Annotated in this window: 31 protein-coding genes and 2 pseudogenes; 20 read left to right on the forward strand and 13 right to left on the reverse strand. The window is 33.9% G+C overall.

The genetic code is table 11. From position 1 onward, the window contains the following. Window positions 1-229: 229 nt before the first annotated feature. Genes ACVWY7_RS04495 through ACVWY7_RS04505 form a run of 3 tightly spaced genes read left to right on the forward strand, consistent with a single transcriptional unit; the run spans window position 230 to window position 2,573 of the window. On the forward strand, window positions 230-1,090 hold the full coding sequence (locus tag ACVWY7_RS04495; RefSeq protein WP_212114680.1) for a DnaD domain-containing protein: 861 nt from the start codon (window positions 230-232) through the stop codon (window positions 1,088-1,090). Continuing rightward, a complete protein-coding gene (gene dnaB / locus ACVWY7_RS04500; protein ID WP_212114682.1) occupies window positions 1,087-2,373 on the forward strand; it encodes a replicative DNA helicase in 1,287 nt (428 codons plus the stop codon). The genes ACVWY7_RS04495 and dnaB overlap by 4 nt, the downstream gene beginning before the upstream one ends. 32 nt (window positions 2,374-2,405) lie before the next feature. Then, entirely contained in the window at window positions 2,406-2,573 is a 168-nt protein-coding gene (locus ACVWY7_RS04505) for a hypothetical protein (protein ID WP_212114684.1), read from the forward strand. 159 nt (window positions 2,574-2,732) lie between these two features. Here ACVWY7_RS04505 and ACVWY7_RS04510 read toward each other — a convergent pair whose 3' ends face one another. Beyond that, window positions 2,733-3,518 (reverse strand): TrmB family transcriptional regulator, encoded by a 786-nt coding sequence (locus tag ACVWY7_RS04510; RefSeq protein WP_105989996.1) that lies wholly within the window; start codon window positions 3,516-3,518, stop codon window positions 2,733-2,735. Between the two features lie 267 nt (window positions 3,519-3,785). Between ACVWY7_RS04510 and ACVWY7_RS04515 the strand changes: the two genes are divergently transcribed. Together ACVWY7_RS04515 and ACVWY7_RS04520 are read left to right on the forward strand one after the other, a co-directional pair. Beyond that, window positions 3,786-4,553 carry a TSUP family transporter gene (locus ACVWY7_RS04515; RefSeq protein WP_212114686.1) on the forward strand — a complete coding sequence of 256 codons (768 nt, stop codon included), beginning with the start codon at window positions 3,786-3,788 and terminating at the stop codon, window positions 4,551-4,553. Between the two features lie 352 nt (window positions 4,554-4,905). Further along, complete coding sequence (locus ACVWY7_RS04520) at window positions 4,906-5,058, forward strand: hypothetical protein (protein ID WP_062923198.1); 153 nt, start codon at window positions 4,906-4,908, stop codon at window positions 5,056-5,058. Between the two features lie 151 nt (window positions 5,059-5,209). Here the strand turns inward: ACVWY7_RS04520 and ACVWY7_RS04525 are convergent, their stop codons facing one another. The 4 genes from ACVWY7_RS04525 to ACVWY7_RS04540 form a co-directional block, all read right to left on the reverse strand. Beyond that, window positions 5,210-5,737: a permease gene (locus tag ACVWY7_RS04525; RefSeq protein WP_212114688.1), complete on the reverse strand. Its 528-nt coding sequence runs from the start codon at window positions 5,735-5,737 to the stop codon at window positions 5,210-5,212. Further along, entirely contained in the window at window positions 5,734-6,216 is a 483-nt protein-coding gene (locus ACVWY7_RS04530) for a hypothetical protein (RefSeq protein WP_456523683.1), read from the reverse strand. The genes ACVWY7_RS04525 and ACVWY7_RS04530 overlap by 4 nt, the downstream gene beginning before the upstream one ends. Further along, window positions 6,209-6,550 (reverse strand): PadR family transcriptional regulator, encoded by a 342-nt coding sequence (locus ACVWY7_RS04535; protein WP_212114690.1) that lies wholly within the window; start codon window positions 6,548-6,550, stop codon window positions 6,209-6,211. The genes ACVWY7_RS04530 and ACVWY7_RS04535 overlap by 8 nt, the downstream gene beginning before the upstream one ends. Window positions 6,551-6,752: 202 nt before the next feature. Beyond that, the gene (locus tag ACVWY7_RS04540) at window positions 6,753-6,878 is read right to left on the reverse strand and encodes a YjcZ family sporulation protein (RefSeq protein WP_000540377.1); all 126 of its coding nucleotides are present in this window, start codon (window positions 6,876-6,878) and stop codon (window positions 6,753-6,755) included. Between the two features lie 198 nt (window positions 6,879-7,076). On the opposite strand from ACVWY7_RS04540, the gene ACVWY7_RS04545 reads away from it, so the two are divergent. Beyond that, the gene (locus ACVWY7_RS04545; RefSeq protein ID WP_142395601.1) at window positions 7,077-7,343 is read left to right on the forward strand and encodes a hypothetical protein; all 267 of its coding nucleotides are present in this window, start codon (window positions 7,077-7,079) and stop codon (window positions 7,341-7,343) included. A 573-nt stretch (window positions 7,344-7,916) separates the two neighbouring features. After that, entirely contained in the window at window positions 7,917-8,699 is a 783-nt protein-coding gene (locus ACVWY7_RS04550) for a hypothetical protein (RefSeq protein WP_212114692.1), read from the forward strand. A 32-nt stretch (window positions 8,700-8,731) separates the two neighbouring features. Here the strand turns inward: ACVWY7_RS04550 and ACVWY7_RS04555 are convergent, their stop codons facing one another. From ACVWY7_RS04555 to ACVWY7_RS04565, 3 genes are read right to left on the reverse strand one after another with little or no spacing between them, the layout of a single operon-like run. After that, window positions 8,732-8,989, reverse strand: a complete 258-nt coding sequence (locus tag ACVWY7_RS04555; RefSeq protein ID WP_000432147.1) for a DUF4176 domain-containing protein — start codon at window positions 8,987-8,989, stop codon at window positions 8,732-8,734. Window positions 8,990-9,001: 12 nt separating this feature from the next. Beyond that, window positions 9,002-9,220, reverse strand: coding sequence for a hypothetical protein (locus tag ACVWY7_RS04560; RefSeq protein WP_000622725.1), 219 nt, complete (start codon window positions 9,218-9,220; stop codon window positions 9,002-9,004). A gap of 20 nt (window positions 9,221-9,240) precedes the next feature. Further along, entirely contained in the window at window positions 9,241-10,116 is an 876-nt protein-coding gene (locus ACVWY7_RS04565; protein WP_000925808.1) for a WXG100 family type VII secretion target, read from the reverse strand. Window positions 10,117-10,645: 529 nt separating this feature from the next. Between ACVWY7_RS04565 and ACVWY7_RS04570 the strand changes: the two genes are divergently transcribed. Next, window positions 10,646-11,230 carry a CGNR zinc finger domain-containing protein gene (locus tag ACVWY7_RS04570; RefSeq protein WP_212114694.1) on the forward strand — a complete coding sequence of 195 codons (585 nt, stop codon included), beginning with the start codon at window positions 10,646-10,648 and terminating at the stop codon, window positions 11,228-11,230. Window positions 11,231-11,346: 116 nt separating this feature from the next. Further along, the gene (locus tag ACVWY7_RS04575) at window positions 11,347-11,901 is read left to right on the forward strand and encodes an HPP family protein (RefSeq protein WP_212114698.1); all 555 of its coding nucleotides are present in this window, start codon (window positions 11,347-11,349) and stop codon (window positions 11,899-11,901) included. A 503-nt stretch (window positions 11,902-12,404) separates the two neighbouring features. Here the strand turns inward: ACVWY7_RS04575 and ACVWY7_RS04580 are convergent. Together ACVWY7_RS04580 and ACVWY7_RS04585 are read right to left on the reverse strand one after the other, a co-directional pair. After that, the gene (locus ACVWY7_RS04580) at window positions 12,405-12,608 is read right to left on the reverse strand and encodes a cold-shock protein (RefSeq protein ID WP_000410775.1); all 204 of its coding nucleotides are present in this window, start codon (window positions 12,606-12,608) and stop codon (window positions 12,405-12,407) included. A 526-nt stretch (window positions 12,609-13,134) separates the two neighbouring features. Continuing rightward, window positions 13,135-13,443: a hypothetical protein gene (locus ACVWY7_RS04585; RefSeq protein WP_105989991.1), complete on the reverse strand. Its 309-nt coding sequence runs from the start codon at window positions 13,441-13,443 to the stop codon at window positions 13,135-13,137. Between the two features lie 263 nt (window positions 13,444-13,706). On the opposite strand from ACVWY7_RS04585, the pseudogene ACVWY7_RS04590 reads away from it, so the two are divergent. From ACVWY7_RS04590 to ACVWY7_RS04610, 5 genes and pseudogenes are all read left to right on the forward strand, one after another. Beyond that, window positions 13,707-13,990 (forward strand): annotated as a pseudogene (locus ACVWY7_RS04590) (acyl-ACP desaturase); the annotation flags it as partial. Between the two features lie 215 nt (window positions 13,991-14,205). Next, window positions 14,206-14,667 (forward strand): CarD family transcriptional regulator, encoded by a 462-nt coding sequence (locus ACVWY7_RS04595; RefSeq protein WP_000486306.1) that lies wholly within the window; start codon window positions 14,206-14,208, stop codon window positions 14,665-14,667. 556 nt (window positions 14,668-15,223) lie between these two features. Further along, window positions 15,224-15,388, forward strand: coding sequence for a BC1881 family protein (locus tag ACVWY7_RS04600; protein ID WP_000827566.1), 165 nt, complete (start codon window positions 15,224-15,226; stop codon window positions 15,386-15,388). A gap of 254 nt (window positions 15,389-15,642) precedes the next feature. Beyond that, complete coding sequence (locus ACVWY7_RS04605; protein WP_073524868.1) at window positions 15,643-15,876, forward strand: hypothetical protein; 234 nt, start codon at window positions 15,643-15,645, stop codon at window positions 15,874-15,876. A 239-nt stretch (window positions 15,877-16,115) separates the two neighbouring features. Then, complete coding sequence (locus ACVWY7_RS04610) at window positions 16,116-16,349, forward strand: YuzF family protein (RefSeq protein ID WP_000122390.1); 234 nt, start codon at window positions 16,116-16,118, stop codon at window positions 16,347-16,349. A gap of 52 nt (window positions 16,350-16,401) precedes the next feature. On the opposite strand, the gene ACVWY7_RS04615 is transcribed toward ACVWY7_RS04610, so the two are convergent. Further along, window positions 16,402-16,677 carry a hypothetical protein gene (locus tag ACVWY7_RS04615; protein WP_001087724.1) on the reverse strand — a complete coding sequence of 92 codons (276 nt, stop codon included), beginning with the start codon at window positions 16,675-16,677 and terminating at the stop codon, window positions 16,402-16,404. A gap of 734 nt (window positions 16,678-17,411) precedes the next feature. Between ACVWY7_RS04615 and ACVWY7_RS04620 the strand changes: the two genes are divergently transcribed. The 3 genes from ACVWY7_RS04620 to ACVWY7_RS04630 are packed head-to-tail and all read left to right on the forward strand — an operon-like array spanning window position 17,412 to window position 18,841. Beyond that, window positions 17,412-17,870: a MarR family winged helix-turn-helix transcriptional regulator gene (locus ACVWY7_RS04620; RefSeq protein WP_000198926.1), complete on the forward strand. Its 459-nt coding sequence runs from the start codon at window positions 17,412-17,414 to the stop codon at window positions 17,868-17,870. Then, window positions 17,863-18,447 carry a CDP-diacylglycerol--serine O-phosphatidyltransferase gene (gene pssA, locus ACVWY7_RS04625; RefSeq protein WP_212114700.1) on the forward strand — a complete coding sequence of 195 codons (585 nt, stop codon included), beginning with the start codon at window positions 17,863-17,865 and terminating at the stop codon, window positions 18,445-18,447. The genes ACVWY7_RS04620 and pssA overlap by 8 nt, the downstream gene beginning before the upstream one ends. Before the next feature lie 22 nt (window positions 18,448-18,469). Beyond that, entirely contained in the window at window positions 18,470-18,841 is a 372-nt protein-coding gene (locus ACVWY7_RS04630) for an ATP synthase subunit I (protein ID WP_073524879.1), read from the forward strand. Between the two features lie 104 nt (window positions 18,842-18,945). Here ACVWY7_RS04630 and ACVWY7_RS04635 read toward each other — a convergent pair whose 3' ends face one another. Together ACVWY7_RS04635 and ACVWY7_RS04640 are read right to left on the reverse strand one after the other, a co-directional pair. Beyond that, complete coding sequence (locus ACVWY7_RS04635; RefSeq protein ID WP_073524881.1) at window positions 18,946-19,389, reverse strand: hypothetical protein; 444 nt, start codon at window positions 19,387-19,389, stop codon at window positions 18,946-18,948. Beyond that, window positions 19,389-19,481: pseudogene (locus ACVWY7_RS04640) on the reverse strand (SAR2788 family putative toxin); the annotation flags it as partial. The pseudogene ACVWY7_RS04640 and the gene ACVWY7_RS04635, both read right to left, overlap by 1 nt. Window positions 19,482-19,698: 217 nt before the next feature. Here ACVWY7_RS04640 and ACVWY7_RS04645 point away from each other — a divergent pair. The 3 genes from ACVWY7_RS04645 to ACVWY7_RS04655 all read left to right on the forward strand — a co-directional run bounded on the left by ACVWY7_RS04645 (window position 19,699) and on the right by ACVWY7_RS04655 (window position 21,962). Further along, complete coding sequence (locus ACVWY7_RS04645; RefSeq protein WP_073524882.1) at window positions 19,699-20,412, forward strand: hypothetical protein; 714 nt, start codon at window positions 19,699-19,701, stop codon at window positions 20,410-20,412. Between the two features lie 27 nt (window positions 20,413-20,439). After that, window positions 20,440-21,075: a hypothetical protein gene (locus tag ACVWY7_RS04650; protein WP_073524890.1), complete on the forward strand. Its 636-nt coding sequence runs from the start codon at window positions 20,440-20,442 to the stop codon at window positions 21,073-21,075. Window positions 21,076-21,308: 233 nt separating this feature from the next. Further along, window positions 21,309-21,962 (forward strand): DUF2306 domain-containing protein, encoded by a 654-nt coding sequence (locus ACVWY7_RS04655; protein WP_073524892.1) that lies wholly within the window; start codon window positions 21,309-21,311, stop codon window positions 21,960-21,962. The last annotated feature ends 209 nt before the right edge of the window (window positions 21,963-22,171 follow it).

Raw genomic sequence — 22,171 nt, forward strand, 5'->3', positions numbered from 1 at the left:
GTTATCTTCCAAAATGAGATTCTCTAATTAAAATACCCCCTCCTAAGCCCCTTACAAGCCCCTACCAAGTAATAAATCACTAAGAAAAAACATAACAAAAACAAAAACACCAACAAACACCGTAGTAGGAGTCGAAAAAAATTTTGAAATAACACGCCAAAAACCCGACCAACCTCCCATATATATTATGAAGAGGTTTTTATTTTGAACGGAGACGGGAGGAATTAGGATGGCGGTGTATCGTACTGTGCAGGTGAATTTTTGGCAGGATGATTTTGTTTTGGATTTGACGCCGGAGGAGCGGTATTTTTATGTGTACTTGTTGACTTGTTCGAAGACGACACAGTGTGGGATTTTTCCTTTTCCGAAGCGGTTAGCGGAGATGGAGACGGGTTATAATCGGGAGACTGTTGATAAGCTTGTGCAGCGCTTCATTGATTATGGGAAGATTCTTTATGATGCAGATACGCGGGAGTTATTCGTTTTAAATTGGCTTCGTTATAATCCAGTGACGAATACGAATGTGGAGAAGTGCGTGCTTCGTGAGCTTAAGGGTGTGAAGAATAAGGAGTTTGTACATATGTTTCTTCAGAAGTGCGTCGAGGAGGAGCTGAATGTTCCGATGCTTTTAGCGCATTTCGGTATGCCTGGTGATTTGGCTATGGATGATGTTGAACCGATTTGTGAGGAGCCAGCGGAAGAAGAGGCTATAGAGGAAGAAACGGGAAGTCGCGTGTTTTCTTTTTATGAGCAACATTTCGGTAGTTTGTCTCCGCATACTGTGGAGGAACTGAGTGCATGGATGGAAGATTTATCAGAGGAGCTTGTGCTGAAGGCTCTTCAAATTGCGTTTGAGAATAATAAGCGGACGATTGCTTATGTGAAGGGGATTTTGAGAGGTTGGCACGGGAAAGGATTTACGAAAGTGTGTGAGGTTGAGGCGGATACGGCTAAGTTTCGGAAGAAGGAGTCGTCTGTTAGTACGGGGGAGACGGAGGAGTTTTTGGCGAGGTGTGAGGAGTGGGAGAAGAATACGCCATCAGAGGAAGAGTTGCAGCGCTTTTTAGCGGAGCGCGGGTGGCGTCCATGAGTATTCAAAATGTGGAGGCGGAAAAGACGGTGTTAGGTTCTCTATTACTTGATGGAGAGCTTATTAAGGAGTGCCGTTTGACGGAGCAGTATTTTTCGATGCCGGTACATAAGTCTATATTTCAGTTAATGCGAAAGATGGAAGGCGAGGGGCAACCGATTGACCTTGTGACGTTCACTTCTAGAGTGGACCCGAATTTTTTGAAGGGCATCGGGGGAATGGAGTATTTTATAGGATTAATGGATGGTGTGCCTACTACTAGCAACTTCTCATACTATGAGGGGCTTGTTCGAGGTGCCTGGAAAATGTATCAGGCGGGTGTTCTTGGGCACAAGATGGGAGAGCGTCTTATTGCGGAGAAGAGTGAGAAGATTATTGGTGAGACGATTACGGCACTTTGTGAGTTAGAGGAGAAGGACTGTGTATGTGAGTTTGATTTGAAGGATGCGCTAGTTGATTTATATGAAGAGCTTCATCAAGATGCGAAAGAGATTACTGGTATTGAGACTGGTTATACATCGTTAAATAAAATGACGTGCGGATTGCAGGAAGGTGATTTTGTCGTTCTTGGTGCGCGGCCTTCTATGGGGAAGACTGCGTTTGCGCTAAATGTTGGACTGCATGCGGCGAAGTCTGGAGCGGCGGTTGGATTGTTTTCGTTAGAGATGAGTAGTAAGCAATTGTTAAAAAGGATGGCTTCTTGTGTAGGTGAAGTGTCAGGGGGCAGACTGAAAAATCCGAAGCATCGTTTTGCGATGGAAGACTGGGAAAGGGTGAGTAAGGCGTTTGCGGAGATTGGTGAACTGCCGCTTGAGATTTACGACAGTGCAGGTGTTACGGTGCAAGATATTTGGATGCAAACTCGTAAGTTAAAGAGGAAGCATGGTGACAAAAAGATTTTAATTATTGTAGATTACTTGCAGCTTATTACAGGCGATTCGAAGCATAAGGGCAATCGATTTCAAGAGATTAGTGAGATTTCTCGTAAGCTTAAGTTATTAGCACGTGAATTAAATGTTTGTGTAGTAGCGTTGTCGCAATTGTCTCGTTCTGTAGAGTCACGCCAAGATAAGCGACCTCTTTTATCTGATTTAAGAGAGACAGGACAAATTGAGCAAGATGCGGATGTCATTATGCTTATGTATCGCGAAGATTATTATGATAAGGAAACGATGCAGAAAGAGATGACGGAGATTCATGTGGCGAAGCATCGGAATGGGCCTGTGGGGAGTTTTAAGCTGAGATTTTTGAAGGAGTTTGGGCGGTTTGTGGAGGGGGGATGATAAAATAGAAAAAGGTAAAGGAGTGGTTAAGGATGACAAAAGTGTGCCGTTTATATGAACAGGAGAAGCAAGAAGAAATTGATAAAGCACTTTCGGCAGCTGGAATGCTTTTTAAGGGAATGAGTATAGAGGAAGTGGCTAAGAAATTAGATGTAACAATTGAAAAGGTGAAAGAGTGGGAGAAGCGTTTATCTCATTAATCGCTGGATTAATGGGAATGTTGCGCAAAGGGAAAATGGCAGTGTCTGTATAAATTTATATAAAAATAGCCGACTATTATATAATAGTCGGCTATTTTTATAAGGAGAAGTTGTTAGGTTTAATACACAAATTTTTTGATTTGCTCTTGAATATCCTTTTTATTTCCCCATAAAGAAAGATCGTCTCTCTGCCGTAATCCATTGCTCCAAGTCATCTTTGCTACGTCGGACAAGTCGATTCACTAAAACATCATGCCATACATAATCCTCTAAAAGGTATATATGAACGGGGTCATCTGTATAAAAAGCAACATTACGCTCCTCAAGTGATGGTCCATAAATCATTTCTTTAGAATCTATTGATAAAATAAACCAATGTTCTGTAGAGAGGGTTTCTGTATAAGTTGTTATACGATGGGCTTCTAGATTTTTAATAGGATTTTCAACATGCAAGGTAATGCCTTGTACTGTGACTGTATCAGCTACCTCAGCTAGATCCTCTTTTAACGCTTCATACATTTCATCCCACATTGAAATGACAATACGTTGTTCTGCTTTTTTTATTAATGTCTGACAATAGCTAATGATTGTTTGATTGTCTTTTAAAGTAATGACTCGATTATCCGTTTTTTCCTCGGAATTTTCTAGTTTTTTTAATGAATCACTAATTCCTTCATAAGTAGACTGCCATTCTGATTGAGCCTTCTGTAAAAAGATTTCAACAGGTAGAGGTGAATAGCGAGTGGTGTCATTTATTTCTTCCTTCATGACAATTCCTTTTTCTACAAGGTTACCTAAAATCTCATAAATTCGTGCTCTTGGGACACCCGAATCTTTACTCACTTGATAGGCTGTGACAGGCCCTTGTTTAACAAGAGATACATAAGATTTAGCTTCATATTCATTAAAACCAATTTTTTTAAGCTGTTGCACTATGTAGTCCACTTTTTTTGTCCTCCGATGTTTGCTTTTATCCCGCTTTAACGGGCAGTAAGACCCCCCACCTCAAAATTCAGCGGAAGCAAAGAAGTTAGGTGGGGGGCGGGCTGCCCGTAAAAGCCCGATTGGTAAGGGCTGATAATCATCAGTGGGGATGAACAAAACCCCCCACTGATTAAAGTTTCACTTTATATTTCAACGTTACAATAACTCTTTACATTTAGCAAATTGGTAGTTACTATTACAATAGTGACTAAAGGGGAGGCTACTAGTATGGATTTTTATTTAGACCCATCTGTATTAATGATTTTGATTGTTTTTGGATTTGTAGCTGCATTTATTGATTCAGTTGTAGGTGGTGGTGGATTAATCGCGTTACCAGCTTTATTATTTACAGGATTGAATCCAGCAAGTGCAGTAGCCACAAATAAGCTAGCATCAACAATGGGGAGTGCAACTAGTAATATTGTATTTTATCGTTCTGGTAATCTTGATTTGAAATCGGCGTTTAAATTATTTCCAATCACTTTCATAGGTTCCATAATAGGGGCATGGACCGTTCATTTAATGAACCCAGAAGTACTGAAGCCATTAATGCTGATCATGCTCGGTGTGGTCGCTATTTATACGATATTCAAAAAGGATTGGGGAAGTATTTCCACTCATAAAAAATTGTCTGGTCGACACGTCATTATTTTTACCTTTTTTATTTTTACTATTGGTTTTTATGATGGATTTCTAGGTCCTGGTACAGGTTCATTTTTAATGTTTTCTCTTTTATTTATTGGGTATGATTTTTTAAAAGCAGCAGGTACTGCGAAGTTTCTTAATTTAGGAAGTAACGTTGGTGCATTGTTCATGTTTATGTATGTAGGGCAAGTAAACTATGCGTATGGCTTCATAATGGGGATTGCTCAAATTGCTGGAGGAATCGCCGGCTCCAAATTTGCTATAAAAAAAGGAAGCGGGTATGTTCGCGCCCTTTTCATTACCGTAACTTGTTTGTTGTTAGCGAAAAATCTGTATGACTATGTGCAGTAAGTAATTAAAGGACGTAGAAAAGGTCAAATATGTAGATTACATAAAATATAAGAAGATATTAGGAGGAAATTCCTTTTAACATTTTTCATTTGAACGTTGTAGCCATCATATAGCTATAACGTTTCATGTTTTTAAAACAAGTAATATTTAATTGTTACAATTACTGGTGTTGTTGTTTCACCATTCAAACTACATTTGTTCTTTATAATGAAAGATCTTGCCATCTTTTTCACCTCCTTTTATTTTGTTCACATAATATCTTTACAATTATTTGATAAAATAAAATCAACTGCATATTGTGAGGGTGGGTGGTTATCCCTTCTTTCCATTTGGAAGGAAAGGGGGTGATAATATGGAGTTTTCGTTTGACCTTGTAAAAGAATTTGTAAAAGCGACTGTACGTGAAGTTTCAGCGTATTTTTTGCGGAAGCAACTTCTGGATAAGGACAACAAAAAACCCACTCCGCGCCGTAGGAAGCAAAAGGGTGGGTTTCGCAAAAAATAATAACGTATAATAACCACCACCCTATACGGTAGCAGTTAAGGAAGAGATGTTAGCGCATCTCTTCTTTTATTATATGCCATTTTATTTGATGTCATACTTATATAGCACTCTACAGAAAATATATCATATTCCTATTTTATGGTCAATTTGATTACATTTCCTCCGTAACATCATACCGAAGCAACTCACCCTGATCATAAAACCTCTCAAAAATAATCCCCATTACATAGAAAAATACTAGCCCGAAACCAATATGAATGAGTGTAAAAGTAGCTCCAAATGAAGAGAATTCATACACGAGAATTGGCAATTTCGCAGTTGTCCAAACGCCTAAGAAAAATATGATGTACCGAATGCTTGCACCTTTTTTTAATAATAGTGCTGCGATTGGAAAGGCGACATAGAGGGGACCAGCTGCAATGCCTCCTAATAATAGAGAAAATAAGATTCCGTATATACCTGATTTTTCCCCCATATATTTCATGAGTGTTTCTTTTTTCACCCACTGATCAAGTAACCCTACAAATAGTAAGACAGGGGGGAGGAGAAACAACATATCTAAAATGCTATTTCCTGTTAGTTGTAATGCAGTCCATCCTAAAGAGTGATTTATAAACGTTAAGACAAAGAGCACGAGTAGTAAGATGAAAAAGAAGCGATATCTTTTTAGTTCTTTCATACCATCACCATCCAAATGATATAGGAAAATAGAAGTGACATGAGTAATGCGGCTGCATTACGTGCATAAGCAAAGCTTCGGCCGAATATCTTTTGTTCCATTGGTAATGTTGTAAGTCCTACTGACATGAGTGTAGACATAAGTGCCGCAACTTGAGGTAGGCCTGCACCGTGTTGTACTAACGTATGACCAAGAGGAAATACGACGAAGCTTGGAATAAGTGCAACGGAGCCGAGTATTGCTGAATAAACAATACCGATAAAACCTGATTGCTCCCCAATAATAGAAGAGATAAAGGACGGCGTTAATATAGAAAGCGACAAGCCAACGAAAAGCATGATGGAGAGCATCGCAGGGAGAAGGTTGCGAAACATTTTCCATGACTTCATTAAAGCATCTTTCGTTTTCCTGCGGTCCTTCATAAAAGAAATCCCAGTAAGGGTAATGGCTAAAGTGTAAAGAATCACGCCGTTAATCATGGTCGGATTCCTGTAAGTCTTTATATTTGCCTAGGAAAAAGGATAAGTTCTTCATTTTTTCTTCAATATCCATTTGAAAATCTGCCAGTTGTTCTTTTCCAGCAGGCGTAATTTTGTACATTTTTCTCGGTTTGTCTTGATACTCTGTACTTACATAAGATTCAATCGCGCCTTCGTTTTCTAATTTTTTTAGCGTACGATATAAAATGGCACTATCGATTGGATTGACTGGAAGTTCTTCCTCACACTTTTGCAGTAATTGCCCGCCATAGTTATCTCCTTCAGCTAGAAATAACAAAAGAAATGCACCTGTATGTCTTCCTGTATGTTTCATGGATCTTCCTCCTAGAATGAATTAGGTTTTATACTGTTAATGACAGTATACTGTTGTTAACAGTATATGGTGCGTGAAGTGTTATGTCAATTTTTAAAAGTTTAATTTGTCATAGTGGTTTTTAGCACTTGTAAACTATTAATATGTATAGGGCCTGTACATCCAAAAACACAAAAAAAGACACTCTCAAGAGTGCCTCCCTTTAGCAGCCGAATCCGCCGCCCCAACAGCTAGCGCCAACGATGATTAATAAGATAAAGAGTACAACAAGTAAAGCGAATCCGCCGCCGAAACCGCAGCCTCCACCACAACTACCGCCATAGCCCATATTAACTCCTCCTTCCATAAAGACCATTAATTAATGGATTTAATTTACTTTATGTTTTTATGGATAATCTTGAGCAGGTCCTTTTGAAAAATAAAGGTGCTTAGATTTTAAGGGAGTTGACGATCTTAATTTTGTCACCGCTATTCTGCTGATGACATATTGTATCTTATTCTGTGTATTGGGGGAAGGAGGATCTTTATGGCCAATTCTGAAATGATTTTACGATTACTTACAGATTTAAAGATTGAACAGCAAGCTTTAAAGGAGCAGTTGGAAAAGATACAGACAGCCGTGAATACTCTTGAAGAAAAATCAGCGATTGTGGAAGAAAAACCAAAGATTATTAAGGAAAAACCAAAGACTATTGAAGAAAAACCAGCTGTTGCTGCTGCAAAGCAAAGAGCTCATTCTGGACGCCCAACATCTTTTCGTGCTTGGAGAGCAGCTGCTCAAAAAAATTCATAAACCTATAAGAAAAGAAGACATCAATTAAGATGTCTTCTTTTGCTTGTACAATCCAAATGAAGTTAAGAAGATATATCCATATTGCTTTAAAAATAAGAAGAAAATAACGATTGTCGACTCCTTTTTTAGTATAGCATGTAATAATAAATATTTTAATGAAATAATGCATATATAATAATTATAAGATTTTAATTATATATATTTTAGTTGTCTGTTATTACTCTATACGTATTACATGTAAAGGGTTTTTATGAAAAGATACCTATTATATAAAGAATGAGAAATGTATATTCAGGACTATAAAAACAGTGGGTTATCAAAGGGTTTTTGGTGCTAAAGCAAAACTTATCGGTTCATCGGCTTTATTACTGGCTGAAAAAATTATCATCTGAAATGAAAGAGTAAAATCCAAATCTAAATGTGCGTGTGGAATCAGTGTTATTTGATGTTTTACTTAAATTGGGATAAAAAAGTTAGTTAGCTTAGAGGAAAAGATTAATATATATACAGCAATAATATTGCTAATTATAATTAAGATGAAAGCATTCATAATATATGGGGGAATAACAAGTAATGAATAAAAAGGCAACATTTAAAATAGGGGCAATGTTTACCATTTTATTAATGGCATGTTTGTTTTATGGATATAGGAGTTTAAATAGTTTTTTAGTCTGGAATGAACTCGGTGATATACAGATGATTTCAAGTGAAAAAGAGGTTGCAAATGGTATATATTTTGTAAGGGGAGAGATATATTCTGAACGTGTAACAGGCGATGAAACGCTACTTGCTGATGGGTATGCGGTAGTGAATCGAATTCAAAAGAAAAAAACAACATACTATACACAGACTTCTGCACCAAATCGTTCGTTATGGAGTAACGGCCAAGTAACAGCTTTTTATAATGAACCAATACATATCGGAAATAAAGAATTAAAATTAATAAATAAAGAAAATGTGTCTTTGGAAACTCCCTTTATGGAATTAAATGATCAGAATGTAATTTCAACAAGAATAAACGATATTCAGGCGAATGCTACAAAGTTAGCAGATGGAAAAAAACGGTTTTATTCATTTAGAGCAGTAAAAAATAAAGAAAATGTAGTTGTACTTGGAACAGTAGATGGAAAAGTAATAAAAGAATTACCTAGTAGGTACGGGAAATTTGTTCATATTGGACATACGAAGGAGCAAATTATAGATAGCTTAAAGAATGGTAATAACAAAAATTGGATATATTTCGCTGTGCTTATTATACTAACTAATATTAGTGGATTCGTATTTTATATGTATGGGAAAGGAAAATGGACAAAAGATGTTTTTGTTTTTACATTTTTCGGACGGAAGATAAATTAAAGAGGATGCATCTTTGCATCCTCTTTAAAAATTCATATGAGTTCTTTTCGTAAGGAAAGTTCTTCTTCATTTTCGTATCCAGTAAATAAAATTTCTTCAATTTGTATATGATCAAAAAAAACATTATAATCTTTTGAAAGGTTACCATAAGGATAAAGACAACCAACATAATCCCAAATTTTTTTTTCGTTAGATTGTTGTTGTTTTCTTCCATAAATCATAACTTTTTGTTCTAGTCCATAAATTGTAATAACAGTTCCAATTGGAAGGAATTCTTTTGTATTCTCCATGATATATCTCCCTTAGTATTTTTTACGAATTTCATATTTTTTATAAATAAATGCAATTACTTTATAAAGGATAAACCAAATGATAAGGAATAAAATTAATACAAAAGCTATATTTTTAATTTTCGAACCAATATCTAAATCGGATAAAAATGAAATAGAAATAATATTGATTATACAAATTAATGTTCCAAAACCGATAAAAATTTTTTTTATAGTTTCAAATGAAATCATGAAAGTACCCCTTTTTTACATTAATTGTGTTTATTTACGCCTAACTTAAGTCCTAATCCAAAAGGACCTACTCCCAGGCTTCCGTGTGCTTCTCCGCCAGAATTACTTACTTTGCCTCCAGCTGCGATACCTAAACTACCGTAAGAGGCATCTCCACCAACAGTGATTTCCCAATTCCCCCATATAGGTATTTTGAATTCACCTTCTACTTTAGCTCCATCTATTTTTGCTGCTATTTCTCCTCCACCAGCACCTAATTCTGCTTTGGCTTCACCATGTAAAAATTCTGTACTTACACGCCCTTGTTCGCCATCATATGAAAAATCAATGAGGGATGCATCGGCAGATGCTTCAAATTTCCCCTGTTCCATAGCTAATTTAGCTTCGCCACTTACCAATTGTTCATGAAGTGTACTTTCCTCCGAAAATTTATATCCAGCATCTACTACAGCCCCTTTAGCTTCACCACCAATTTGTTCACCTGCTAGGATTTTAGAGGGTATTGAATCAAAATTTTTCGGGATTTCTCCAGTTACTTCATATGTTAAGGTGTCCCCATACAGTCCACTTTCTATATAATCTTTACTAGTTTTTAATAGATTAGAACTCTCTTCAAATATATAACTTTCATCTGTATCCCTAAATTTTTCGGCAATTTGCGCAAGTTTTTTTTCAATATATTCTAGCTTGTCTACGTATGTATCAAGTATGCCTTTTGAAAGATTGAAAGATATAAAAAAGTTTTGCGATGATAAACCATACCAACAGTTATATAGCATATCAATATCTTTTTTGAGATTTTCATGTTTCATTTTTGCTTCTATGCCTGCATGGTGAAAATTTTTTGAAATTCTTTCAAGTTCTTCAGGCGGAACTTTTATTTCATTTAGTAACATGTTTAATCCTCCCTTAATAGAAAAATAATAACATAATAAATTTTCGGAATCTATATATTGTTATGATAATTATTTTTGAATAGCAATAGATGAAAAATAAGGGAGTAGTGTAGTGTGAAGTATATACGAACTAGTGAATTTATGTTTTAGATCTTGAAAATTATGTGTTAAAAGGTTAAAAATGGTAGGGTTATTCAAAAAAACCTCTCCCCTCAATCATATTATTGAGGGGAGAGGTTTTTTTGAGAACGTTTCTAATGATGCGATTCATCTTCGTTTTAAACCGTCCCCCATAAATGATAAACCATACCAAAAACAAAAAATGCGAGTCCTACAAATAAAACGATTAAAGCAAGCATTCCATTTTTATTATGTTCCATACATTCAGCTCCTTTTTAGTCATATACAAAAAAGCCTTTAGTCGTAATTATGGCTAAAGGCTTTGATCTTCATACTGTGTATTTTATAAAAAAGTTGTACTTCTGTATTAATTTGGAATATGATTATTTAAAGAGTAGGTGATGAGTACATGCAGGAAACAAAACAATTCCCGCTTATATCTGGAAATCTCTCATTAGATTTAGTAAATACAGAGCTAGTTAGGCGTGGACAACGTTATGATTTATTAATAACAGATGAAGATGTATTAGAATGGCTACATGTAATAAAGGTTAATCTGCCTTTTTGGAATGAAAAAACACTTATAGGAATTCAAGAACGAATGGATCAAGTTACATCTAGCATATTAGAGGCAAGAGAAGTACTGAGAAAACAGTTTGAGGCAATTGCTGATCAGCACGAAATTTCGAATGATTTTGTTACGTATTTGGAAAAACAAATTGAGAAGGCACCATTTACATATAAAGTCATTGAACAGCGTCTAGTATCTGTCCCAGTTGGAGAAATTGAGGATGTACTTGTATCGATAATTGCATTGGATGCTTTAACGTTAATAGCAGAAAATAAACTTATTTTCCTTAAAAGGTGTTCAAATCCCGACTGTGTTTTATTATTTATAGATAAAAGTGGGAAACGAAAATGGTGTTCTATGAAAATATGTGGGAACCGAAAAAAGGTAGCAAAATTCCAGGATCGAAAATGTGAAGAAGTTTAGGGAATCAACTTATAGAAGTTGATTCTTTTTTTGTATTTTTTAACTAACCTTTAAAAATATAATTTACAGGTTAGTTTATTTAGATTATAATGATTGGTAAATAAAGGAGGAGAACGATGGATAATATAACAGCAGCTAAGCAGAAAGAGGCTCCACCAATAAGTGTACGATATTTTGCAAAAATGAAAGGGAAAGGAAGAAGTCCATTACAAGTAAACATAAAGGACTCTTTGACGGGACTATTAGGAGGATTTTTAACAATTCTCACCTTAACATATTTAACGAGTATAACTTCTACAGAATTGTTAATGGCTCCATTTGGGGCGAGTTGTGTATTAGCGTTTGGAGTTTGGAATGCACCGTTATCACAGCCGCGTAATATTATTGGAGGACATTTGATTTCAACTTTCATTGGTCTATCAATATATCATTTGTTTGGGAATGAATATTGGACGATAGCTTTAGCGGTGGGGATGGCAATAGCCGTTATGATGTTAACGAGAACAACGCATCCTCCGGCAGGGGCTGATCCAATTGTCGTTATTTTAGGAGCATACAGTTGGAATTATTTAGTAACACCAGTTTTAGTTGGTTCTCTTGTTATTGTAGTTATTGCTTTATTTATTAATAATATGAGTAGTAAAAGGAGCTATCCAACTTTTTGGATATAGTTTGTGAAGTGAAAAACAATTTGAGTAAGTATGCCGTTTTTTACTGTGTTTTAATTTTTTTATAGAAAAAAGCCTTTAGTCGTAATTATGACTAAAGACTCCATTTCTCAAACTTTTTAATTTAAAGAGAAAAGACACCTTAAGGTGCCTTCCTCCTACTTGAACCATCTTAATTTTAATAATATGTATTGAACTCCCATCTGAATATTATTTTACCCCTAGAACGAAAAATTGTGCTTACTTGTAATGGAAAATGAGCTGACTTCTCAAAATAACTAACTGTAGAGAAAGAGAGTTTTAATTTAGGGGGTACTTTTATGCTAGAAAAAAGGCTTATAAAGTTGGTAGCTCAAAAATTAAATTAAGATACGCCGTAAGTATATGCTAGACTTGGTTTACCATTTGATTTACTATTTTCATGTCCTTTACGAGCCGGGGGTTCTTTGTTTCACAGAAAAAAAGCAGACTCTTATAAAAGAGCCTGCCTTCCCTGGTTTGTAAAATTAAGAAGCTTTACGTACGTTTGAAGCTTGAGGTCCACGTTGACCTTGCTCCAAATCAAAAGTCACTGCTTGACCTTCTTCTAAAGTTTTGTAACCTTCGCCTTGAATCGCTGAGAAATGAACGAATACATCGTCTCCACCTTCACGTTCGATGAATCCGAAGCCTTTTTCGCCATTAAACCATTTCACATTACCTTTTTCCATTTGTATTGCCTCCTAGTGTGTAAACACACAATGTAATACTATCCTTGCTCTCAGTGATCATAAAGGTGAAAAGTTACAAATCCTTTACACCGAACAAAAATAATTCATTTTAATAATAACATTTTTTGTAATAAATGTAAAGGTGAAGAAAAGACAGCCACTATGTTTATGCAAATGTTAGAGCTAAAGAAAAACACGTTTCATAAAATAATGACGGAATATGAGGAAATAAAGTGGAATCTCTCTTATTAGAAATCCTACCTTTTCTTTGGTTGTAAGAATCTTGATGTTTTTGTATCAGAATAGTATTGTGCATATCGAAAAAAATAAAAGACAACTCCAATGAAGAATTGTCTTTTTGTGTAATAAAATCCCCAAAATATGAAAATATACAAACGAATATAATACGCTATGGTTGATATTGTAACAAAACCGAAGAGTATTGAAAATAAAAAGAATGTTGTAATGATTTTTTAAGGTTTTAGTTAAAAAAGCCTCGAAAATAAACCTTTTATAATGGTTTCCTTTAAATATGATTATTGTATTTCGAGGGGTTCCTATAAATCTTAGCTATATATTTTACAAAATCAATGATGGGATAGTGTATGAGTGAACGGTGCTGCGTAAAACGAACCCCTGCTTTTTCCATTTTCGAAATAAGTTGTTCAACTTCCATCTCTTTTTGTTGTATTCTATCATAATTTTGATATACAATGTTTTTCCATTGATAGGAAGAGCCGTGAAAATAACTCTCCCCTTTTACCCTGTGACTAAATATAATTTCTATTTTTTCTCTACGTTGTTTTTCCTTCATATGTGCTTCTGTTGACTGCATGTTTATCGCCTCTTCCCTATAACAAAATTTGGTCTAACTCACCATACATAGCCAATGTACATTGTTCTAGTTGGGATTTGTCGTTTAAGGCTATCTCATCTACTGTATTTGGTTTTCGAGTGCTTAATCTAATATATTATTGGATTTACAAATAAGTTGTTAATGTGTATAAAACACTATCTATCTTTATTATAAAATGATTCTTTATAAGCATGCACCTTTTTACACTCACGAAGATTTATAACATGACGAGTATCTTCATTATTGCCAATGTGATTAAGAATTTTAAAATGCCAGGTGCCGTCATGCCTGATTTTGAAAATAGAATGGCTGTAATTGCAAAAGAAGCGAATTATGGTCCACTACAATATTTTGATCAAGTACTTGATCAAAATATTGTAGTGGTTGAGTATTGGGGGAAAAGACTTATGACCAATTGCACCTCTAGCTGAAAAAGCAAGAATTGAGATTTTGGAGTACCACACAAGATTGAAAAAAATAAGGGATCGATTTGGTCGTTTTCAAGGGGAAAACTGATCTACGTTAATGAGTAGAGGTTTCAGAATATGCGAGGGGAAATTCCCCTTCCCTTTATGGAGAATCTGACACACTCCCTATGTTTTTTATACTATTTTTATTCGATTTGATTTTTAAAGAAAAAGTGATTGACAGAAAAATAATTTTATGATATTATAAAATATTTTATAAAAAAACACATATATGTTAAGGTTAAGAAGGTTACCATATATGGAGGTGGATTATATGTTTCAAATTGGCGATAACATTGTTTATCCAATGCACGGAGCAGGTATAATTGAAGCCATAGAAGAAAAAGAATTCTCAGGAAAAAAACAACAGTATTTTGTCATAAAAATGTCGATCAGTAATATGCAAGTCATGATTCCTACGGGTAAAATATTGAATTCGAATATACGCCCAGTTATTGATATACTTGCATTAAAGCACATTATACACATTTTTCACCATGAAGAATCCTGTAAATTACTGCCGTGGAAACAAAGGCATAAAGTGAACACGGACAAAGTAAAAACGGGTGAAATACAAGAAGGTGCTGAAGTTGTACGGGATTTAATGCGTATGAAGAAAGAAAAAGCACTCAATACAAGCGAAAAAAAATTGCTGGATGATGCATATAGATTTTTGGTCAGTGAACTAGAATTAATTAAAGGAATCACTGAAAATCAAATAAAAAGTTTCTGTTAAGGTTCATTATAAATAATGTGTTATATCCTCTAAAAACATTCTAAATCTTTCGGGAATATGATGAGTATTAAAAGCAAATCATTTCAAAGACATTCAATTTCTTCAACTCACTTTTAGAGTAGGAACCTCTTTTGTTATTACTTCAATCTAATCCATTTTTATTTTTAAATTTCTTTTATGAACGTTCGAAGTTTCATTAAATAACTCGATCAAATAGTCACTTGAATTTTTGCAATCCTGATTCACACTGGCACGGACAAGGAGCCGTAAGGATGAAAGAGAGGTAGGGCTTTCATTGTTTTAGGTATATATATCTAAGTCATTATTTCTAGAAGAAAAAACAATCAATCTCATCTGTATCTTTAAGGATTTTTACATTCACTGAGACAGTGAATAGTAATTGTTTATCTTCTTTTCATAAGAGAGATACGCGAGTTGGTAACATCTAAATATATGGTCAACGATACAAATTGATGGGATTTCTAGAACTAGAACCCATTTTTACAATTTATTTAACATAATAAGATTAAATGAAACAATAAGAAGGAGTGAAGATATGAAACGCATGCCAACGCAAGAATTAAGTAACGAGTTAAAGAAGCGGAAAGGGATTACATCTATTAAGATTGAGCCTTATGAAAAAATTGAAGTTGGTGGAATTGTTGTAGATGGACCAGCTGTTATTTTAATTAATCAAGAATACCTGAAAATTGTTGAATGAAGAAAAGGATGATCCTTTACGAAAAGGGATGATCCTTTTTGTTTGCTGCAACTTTCATTTGATGTGTTGGGATTAAAAGGAAGGAGAGGGGCGAGATTATCATGGTGGAAAGCTTAATATTGGTAGGATTTCTTTTTACGTTATATAAATTAGTTGATAAAAAAACAAACTAATTTACATAACGATATATTATTTCCTTTTTAAGGGTGAGATTTATTTGATAGTGAAATGAATAATTTAAAGGAGGAATTTAGATGAATGCAAGGAAGGAACGCATAAAATACGAAAAAATGTCAAAGAATTATGTCCGTATTTATTCAGTTTCGTTTATCCTATTAATTATACTTGTTTGTAGTAGTGTGATTATCATAGGAGCTACAGGAGGAAAATATGGAGTGTTTTTATTGTTAGCAATTTTACTTAACGCACGTATTACGAAAGAATCTCAAAAAAAGTATGAGCACTATTCTAATAAAGGGCGTATTTAAAATGATACATATCCAGAAAGGAACAACCTAGATGTATATTCAAAATATCCCTTTATCATCTCCTATTAACTAGTAAAAGTAACTTTATATAAATCATTTTTTTAACAACGTAGAAATAGAAACCGTACTCTATTAAAATGTTATTTCCGTTCTTATAATGAATTATCCTTCTAGCATATTTATAAGATTTATATCATATATTAGTAGAAAGAATGCAAGTTAGAAAGGAGTCTTATAGAATGAGTTATTCGAAAGGAAATGATTTGAGTGAACAACATATGGTAAGTGTGCCTAATCCCTATGTATATCAGACATTACAATCAGTAATTGGTAAACATGTGGTTATTGAAACTGTAAGAGGCAATATAAGAGGTAAATTAAAGGATGTGAAACCAGATCATTTGCTCATTGAAGATACGGCGCCATATATTGTACGCATTCAACAAATTGTATGGATTATGCCAAAGCAATAATCAAATTTATAAAAAATTAATGTCATAGTCCACCAAGTAAAAACACAGGGTTTTATCTCTGTGTTTCTTCAAATTTCCGTTTTTGAATATATGCTTGAGCATGAATAAGTTCTTCCTGAAGCTCTTTTAATTCTTTTGTAGATTCGGATTCAATAGCCATGTAAGTAGTAACTAAACTAATCATCATATCCATCTTCTCTACTATATTTTGAATGACTTGTTCAGATTGCTCTTTTTGAGGATGTTGTATTGCTATTAATACATTTTCTATATAATTGTTCTTTCTTTGCTGGATATCATAAATAAACTGTTTTGTGTTTGAGTTCATTTGTTTTCCCTCCGTTTTGGATATATCTTCATTCTATCATATTTGAATAGAAAATATTGAATGGGCCGTTCTTACTTACAACATTCATCGGTTAAAGGGATTGTCACAAATGTTTTTGGTGAAGAACTCAATTATAAAATGGTATCAAGTTAAGAGGTAGGTGAAAAGAGTATCTTAAACCATTTCCCTCTTTTGTTGTATGATTTTTAAATCTTAATAAGTTAAATGTATTGTAAAGAAGAACAAAGTGATAGTGAACGCAATAATTTTTTACCATTTGTATCTGTATTAAACTTAAATATTTTAGGATGTTCCATTTGATAGACGTTGTGTATACAAGAGAGAATTCTTATGAATATAAATAAAAAAGACACTTTCAAGTGTCTTTTTTATTTGAGTTATGCGCATTGCTTAATAAGACGCTAGTTCCTCAATTGGAATATGAGTAACTATGTAGGGTGATTTCATTATAACATTTTAACCAGTAATGGGTCTATGTGGGATTTTTGTAATGATTATGTTTATTTATTCAGAATAACAGATGTATTATGCCGGAGAAATCGGAATTTGATCAATGAAAAGCAGTGGGAAAGGAAAAAGGTATACTTTATTCCGTGTTATAGGAATGGATAGAGATCGATTTCCCTTTACACAAACATAACGGTATAATATAGTTAAGTTAAGTGAACTTAACTATTAAACAGAATAAAATAACAGCATGGAGGAAGAGTGCTATGACGAGAACGTATAAAGAAATAATTAATGAAATGAACCGGGCTTATAATGAATTCTACATTTTACTATTTCAGGAGTTGAAAGATGAGTATGGTCTTACAGGACAGCAAGAGAGTATGTTATTTCATATTCATTTAAATGAAAACACGACAGCGAATCACATTGCGACTACTTTTAATATATCGAAAAGCGCTGTTAGCCAAGTTTTATCCAAATTGGAAAAGCAGAAGATGATTTCAAAACAAGTAAATCCTAATAATAAAAGGGAGTATTTCCTTACACTTGGTCCAAACGGTAGTAAGTATATGGAGGAGTTGTCTGAGTTAGATGATGTATTAATTGAGAAGTATTTTTCTAAAATCGATATCGGTGCTTTAGAACAAATGACGGATACGTTAAAGAAAATAAATAAAGTTATATTGGAAGAAAAACAGAAGGATCTTGATTGTAATGAGTAAGAACTTGAATGAGGTAATGAGTAGAAAGGAGGAGAAGCGTGTGATGAGTTACATACCAAATATGATGACGATAGCGAATTTTATTTGTGGGATATTGGCCATTTATTCTGTTTTCTTTCAAGATATGTATGGTGCAGTCATGTTCATTATTACAGGTATGGTATTTGATCTGTTTGATGGCATGGTTGCTCGGAAGCTAGATGCTGTTTCGGAAATTGGCGGAGAGTTAGACTCATTTGCGGATTTAGTTACCTTTGGTGTGGCGCCGTCTATTCTTGCCTATAGTGTCGCTTTAAAAGATTTGCAATCTATCGGGATGTTATGTGCGCTTGCATATAGTGTGTGCGGAATGCTTCGGCTTGCAAGATTTAACACGCAGCAAAGTAAACTCCCGACCTTTATCGGCATGCCCATTCCATTCGCAGCAATTTGTCTTCTTATTTTATGTCTCCTGAATAATCCAGTTTCCGTGGCGTTTGGTACATGCATACTCGCGTATTTAATGGTGAGTAAAATTAAATTCCCTCATTTTAAAAAAGATATATCGGAAAGCTTGAAGTCCGAAAGATGGAATTAAAGAGAAAGGTAAGGAGCAGAATATGATTCGTATGGCATTAAGATCATTTAACATACAAATATATTGTTTGCTAGGCGTAATGTTATTGGGATGGTGGATGACACCTTTTTCAGCCCAGTTCGTAGGAATAAGCATTGGCCTTTTGGTGAGTATGTACTGCGCCTGGATTTTAGGAAGACGTATTGAAAAGTTCGGAGATAGCATTGTAAAAAAAGAAAAAGCACCGATGCTCGGGATGATGAATCGGTTCGCAGCCGCAATTCTCGGCGCAATTATTATGTATGAAATTGAACACCATGAATTCATGTGGACATTTGCAGCTGGAATTATGGGTGGGTATTTCTTGGTTATTATTAATTTGGGGTATTATAGTATGAGGGATGAGAAGGAATAAAGTGAACCTTTAATCAGCGTTTTTTAAAATAGGGAAAGTAGCAATTTTGATAGTTTTTGTGTTGTATGAAAAAAATAGGGGATTGCCATATGGCAATCCCTTATTTAACATAATTCCTTAATAGTTTCTTTAGCAATTTCATTAGAAGCATCTAATTCTAAAATTTTATTGCAAATTTCAATTGCCTTTGTATCAGAAATTAATTTATCTGGTACGGAATGAAGAAATAGTAATTGTAATAAACTATCCACATTTTCTTCTTTTGTTAACTCCACTGTTAACTCCACGGATTTTTTAGCATGATATAAAGCAGAATGATATGCTCCTTCTATATGACATAAAGGATTTACTAGTAAATCAAATGCAAGATCATGTAAATCACTTGATTCTTTTTTCATTAATAAATAATTTATAAAACTATATTTGGTAATACTACTATTTTCATAAGTAACATATAGTATTTCTTCTGAAAATTCCTCGAAGTTATTGTTTTTAAATAATTTTTCAGCCTCTTCGAAATCGGCCGAAGTGATAAGATTTTCTAACATTATTTATTCACCCACGCATCACTGATTCTTATGTCGCCATTTATCCTCTTAAAAGTAACTGTTACTGTGTTCTTATTCATATCTAATGACTTAATAGCTATACAGTTTATATATTGAATTACAGTCATTATAATTAATATTTATTTTTCTTATTATTTACATATAGCTAATTATAAACTTTATTAAGTTTCCTTTTTATTACAAGGTAATTTTATCAAAAAAAACCATCTATAACTAGACTTGTAATAAAAATGTATTAAACGTAATATTTAGTTGTAAAATGAAGAATTATCATAGGAGTGATGAAAAATGGGGAAAATTGTTAAACCTATAGCTTTAATGCTGATAGTGGCGTTTATGTTTAACGTAGTATTACCAGTTGGAAAAGCTACAGCAGAAGTAGTAAATAACAAATCAGTCATATCATTAGAGGCTGATTGTGATGAAACAAGTTTCTGTGAAAAAGAGGCTAATAGATTAGCAGATAATTTCTTAAGAGAAAATGGTATATTTGATATTGATTACAATCAACTTTCTGAAGGAGAAATAGAAACTCTTTTTGAAGAACTAGTATCTAAACCCGAATATCAAGAGTTAGAAGCAACCCTTAATAACATGTATTTAGAACAAAATGATGGTACAAACCAAGAGGTATTGAGAGCTGGGCCGCTTTTACCAGCCGTATTTGTTGGGATTGGTATCATAGCTTTACGTATGGTTATCGTAAGTGGTGGGAAAGTTGCCCAAAATTATTTAAAGAAGGCAGTAAAAAATTATATTGGTCAATATAAGATTAGTTTTCCTAACACTACAAATCAATTAATTTTAGTTCAAAATAAGAAAAATAATACTCGATTATTCTCGGTAGATAAACATAGCGTTAAATTAGTTCATAAAACAACTGGAAAAGGTTACAATGGTGCATTTAATGTATGGCATTTCCATAAAGATACGGGGCATCATTATGTGTTGTGTTCATCTCTACCTCAAGGATATAAAGTTCAATTCGGAGCTTGCTTCTAAAAGATATTAAGGTAGGCAGGTGTAAATGTGTTACATGTTCAATTATCTCAATACTTACTAAAAGAATCTAAACCAGCTCTTCATACAGATGAAAAACGAGTGTATATGTTAAAAGATGAAGGATTATCGCCGTATCCTATTTATTTAAATCACCCTATTATGATAGGAGTGGGGACGAATTGGAATCAGCATACAGGATTCGAAGAAATCGTTAAAGGATTTATGAGTACACATAACAAATTTCCTATGTATATGCTATTTGAAACTTATTTATGTAGAGACTTTATTGAAGGATTTTTAGAAGAGAATAAACTTCATTTTGAGCTAGTTTTTACTAATAAGAAAAAGGATACGAACTTTTTTAAAGTGTGCATTACCAATAGTGATGATATAACCACACTTATGAAGTATTTCTTCCAATCAGCACAAGATTCTCTCTATACGTTATTAAGCTATTCGGTAGACTGTAAGATTATCAGTAATCGTATTGGTGAGATTGAAATAAAGGCTGACAGTTTCTATCCAAGCTTTTCATTTATGTATGATGCGCAAGAATTATTTATTATTGGTGGAGAAGAAAAATGGTCTGATATCCATTATATAAAAAGATTTTTCCATCTTGAGCAGATTACAGATGAGCTAATTATTGATTTAAGAAAATGAGAGACGAGAGAGAATAAATGAAAAAATCCTCAAGTATAGAACGACATACTTGAGGGTTTTTATGTATGAAGAAGGGCCTTGTATCATATATTTTATTCGTCGCTGCATGTAAGTCATTCGGTTTATAAAAACAATGTGTTGAATAAATCAGTAAAGAAGGCTTTTCTATTTTTCCCTAGAATGAACAGTAATGTATAATCTAATTCCTTCATGTAATAAGGAGGCAGTAAAATTTGAACAGGAAAATTTGGTTTGTATTTACTTGTTTTGCTCTTTTAGTATCTGGTTATATTGTTGTCCAATATTTTATTATGGATGGATTTCAAACAGGGCTTGTAAAAGCGAAGCTTATGTATGGATCTAAATTAAGTGAGTTCTGGTATAGTATGTTATTTACGCATATTACAACGAGTATAGTAGCATTAGTAATTGGTCCTTTTACATTATCCACTAAATTTAGAGAAAGGAATATCAACCGTCATCGAATAGCTGGGAGAATCTATATGGTTGGTATATTATTAGGAGGCATTTCTGGACTGTACCTGTCCTTTTATGCTACGGGAGGATTGGTAGCAAAGCTAGGTTTCGGTTTGTTATCCGTATTTTGGCTAACATCAGCATATGAAGCATTACATAGAGTTAAGAATAAAAAAATGAAAGACCATCGAAATTGGATGATCAGAAATTACTCTTTAACCTTTGCGGCAGTTACATTAAGAATTTGGCTACCGTTGTTTATCGTTCTATTTGGAATAGAGCAGTTTGAACTTAGTTACGCGGTTATTGCTTGGTTAGCGTGGGTACCTAATTTAATTATCGCAGAATTATTTATAAGACAGAGACTGAATAAAGGAAAATACGAGGAAAATGAAGATTTACATTTTTGATGTGAATTTGCTGTCATATTGAGGGCAGAATTTTTCAGTAGTTCAATGTTTTTATAGGTGTAAGCATGTTGCTATCTAACAACGAATAGCGGATTCCTAACGAGAGTAATAATAAAACCCAACATAAAATTTAAGAAAAATTTTATATTTACCCCACTTTTTATTTTAAAAGTTTTTCTTATCCTATAAACAAGTTACATCAAGGAGGA

Source organism: Bacillus sp. TE9106W (assembly GCF_054062215.1).

Coding starts and splice junctions, on each gene's coding strand:
- ACVWY7_RS04495 (WP_212114680.1), top strand. CDS start 230: ATGGCGGTGTATCGTACTGTGCAGGTGAATTTTTGGCAGGATGATTTT.
- dnaB (WP_212114682.1), top strand. CDS start 1,087: ATGAGTATTCAAAATGTGGAGGCGGAAAAGACGGTGTTAGGTTCTCTA.
- ACVWY7_RS04505 (WP_212114684.1), top strand. CDS start 2,406: ATGACAAAAGTGTGCCGTTTATATGAACAGGAGAAGCAAGAAGAAATT.
- ACVWY7_RS04515 (WP_212114686.1), top strand. CDS start 3,786: ATGGATTTTTATTTAGACCCATCTGTATTAATGATTTTGATTGTTTTT.
- ACVWY7_RS04520 (WP_062923198.1), top strand. CDS start 4,906: ATGGAGTTTTCGTTTGACCTTGTAAAAGAATTTGTAAAAGCGACTGTA.
- ACVWY7_RS04525 (WP_212114688.1), bottom strand. CDS start 5,737: ATGAAAGAACTAAAAAGATATCGCTTCTTTTTCATCTTACTACTCGTG.
- ACVWY7_RS04530 (WP_456523683.1), bottom strand. CDS start 6,216: ATGATTAACGGCGTGATTCTTTACACTTTAGCCATTACCCTTACTGGG.
- ACVWY7_RS04535 (WP_212114690.1), bottom strand. CDS start 6,550: ATGAAACATACAGGAAGACATACAGGTGCATTTCTTTTGTTATTTCTA.
- ACVWY7_RS04540 (WP_000540377.1), bottom strand. CDS start 6,878: ATGGGCTATGGCGGTAGTTGTGGTGGAGGCTGCGGTTTCGGCGGCGGA.
- ACVWY7_RS04545 (WP_142395601.1), top strand. CDS start 7,077: ATGGCCAATTCTGAAATGATTTTACGATTACTTACAGATTTAAAGATT.
- ACVWY7_RS04550 (WP_212114692.1), top strand. CDS start 7,917: ATGAATAAAAAGGCAACATTTAAAATAGGGGCAATGTTTACCATTTTA.
- ACVWY7_RS04555 (WP_000432147.1), bottom strand. CDS start 8,989: ATGGAGAATACAAAAGAATTCCTTCCAATTGGAACTGTTATTACAATT.
- ACVWY7_RS04560 (WP_000622725.1), bottom strand. CDS start 9,220: ATGATTTCATTTGAAACTATAAAAAAAATTTTTATCGGTTTTGGAACA.
- ACVWY7_RS04565 (WP_000925808.1), bottom strand. CDS start 10,116: ATGTTACTAAATGAAATAAAAGTTCCGCCTGAAGAACTTGAAAGAATT.
- ACVWY7_RS04570 (WP_212114694.1), top strand. CDS start 10,646: ATGCAGGAAACAAAACAATTCCCGCTTATATCTGGAAATCTCTCATTA.
- ACVWY7_RS04575 (WP_212114698.1), top strand. CDS start 11,347: ATGGATAATATAACAGCAGCTAAGCAGAAAGAGGCTCCACCAATAAGT.
- ACVWY7_RS04580 (WP_000410775.1), bottom strand. CDS start 12,608: ATGGAAAAAGGTAATGTGAAATGGTTTAATGGCGAAAAAGGCTTCGGA.
- ACVWY7_RS04585 (WP_105989991.1), bottom strand. CDS start 13,443: ATGCAGTCAACAGAAGCACATATGAAGGAAAAACAACGTAGAGAAAAA.
- ACVWY7_RS04595 (WP_000486306.1), top strand. CDS start 14,206: ATGTTTCAAATTGGCGATAACATTGTTTATCCAATGCACGGAGCAGGT.
- ACVWY7_RS04600 (WP_000827566.1), top strand. CDS start 15,224: ATGAAACGCATGCCAACGCAAGAATTAAGTAACGAGTTAAAGAAGCGG.
- ACVWY7_RS04605 (WP_073524868.1), top strand. CDS start 15,643: ATGAATGCAAGGAAGGAACGCATAAAATACGAAAAAATGTCAAAGAAT.
- ACVWY7_RS04610 (WP_000122390.1), top strand. CDS start 16,116: ATGAGTTATTCGAAAGGAAATGATTTGAGTGAACAACATATGGTAAGT.
- ACVWY7_RS04615 (WP_001087724.1), bottom strand. CDS start 16,677: ATGAACTCAAACACAAAACAGTTTATTTATGATATCCAGCAAAGAAAG.
- ACVWY7_RS04620 (WP_000198926.1), top strand. CDS start 17,412: ATGACGAGAACGTATAAAGAAATAATTAATGAAATGAACCGGGCTTAT.
- pssA (WP_212114700.1), top strand. CDS start 17,863: ATGAGTAAGAACTTGAATGAGGTAATGAGTAGAAAGGAGGAGAAGCGT.
- ACVWY7_RS04630 (WP_073524879.1), top strand. CDS start 18,470: ATGATTCGTATGGCATTAAGATCATTTAACATACAAATATATTGTTTG.
- ACVWY7_RS04635 (WP_073524881.1), bottom strand. CDS start 19,389: ATGTTAGAAAATCTTATCACTTCGGCCGATTTCGAAGAGGCTGAAAAA.
- ACVWY7_RS04645 (WP_073524882.1), top strand. CDS start 19,699: ATGGGGAAAATTGTTAAACCTATAGCTTTAATGCTGATAGTGGCGTTT.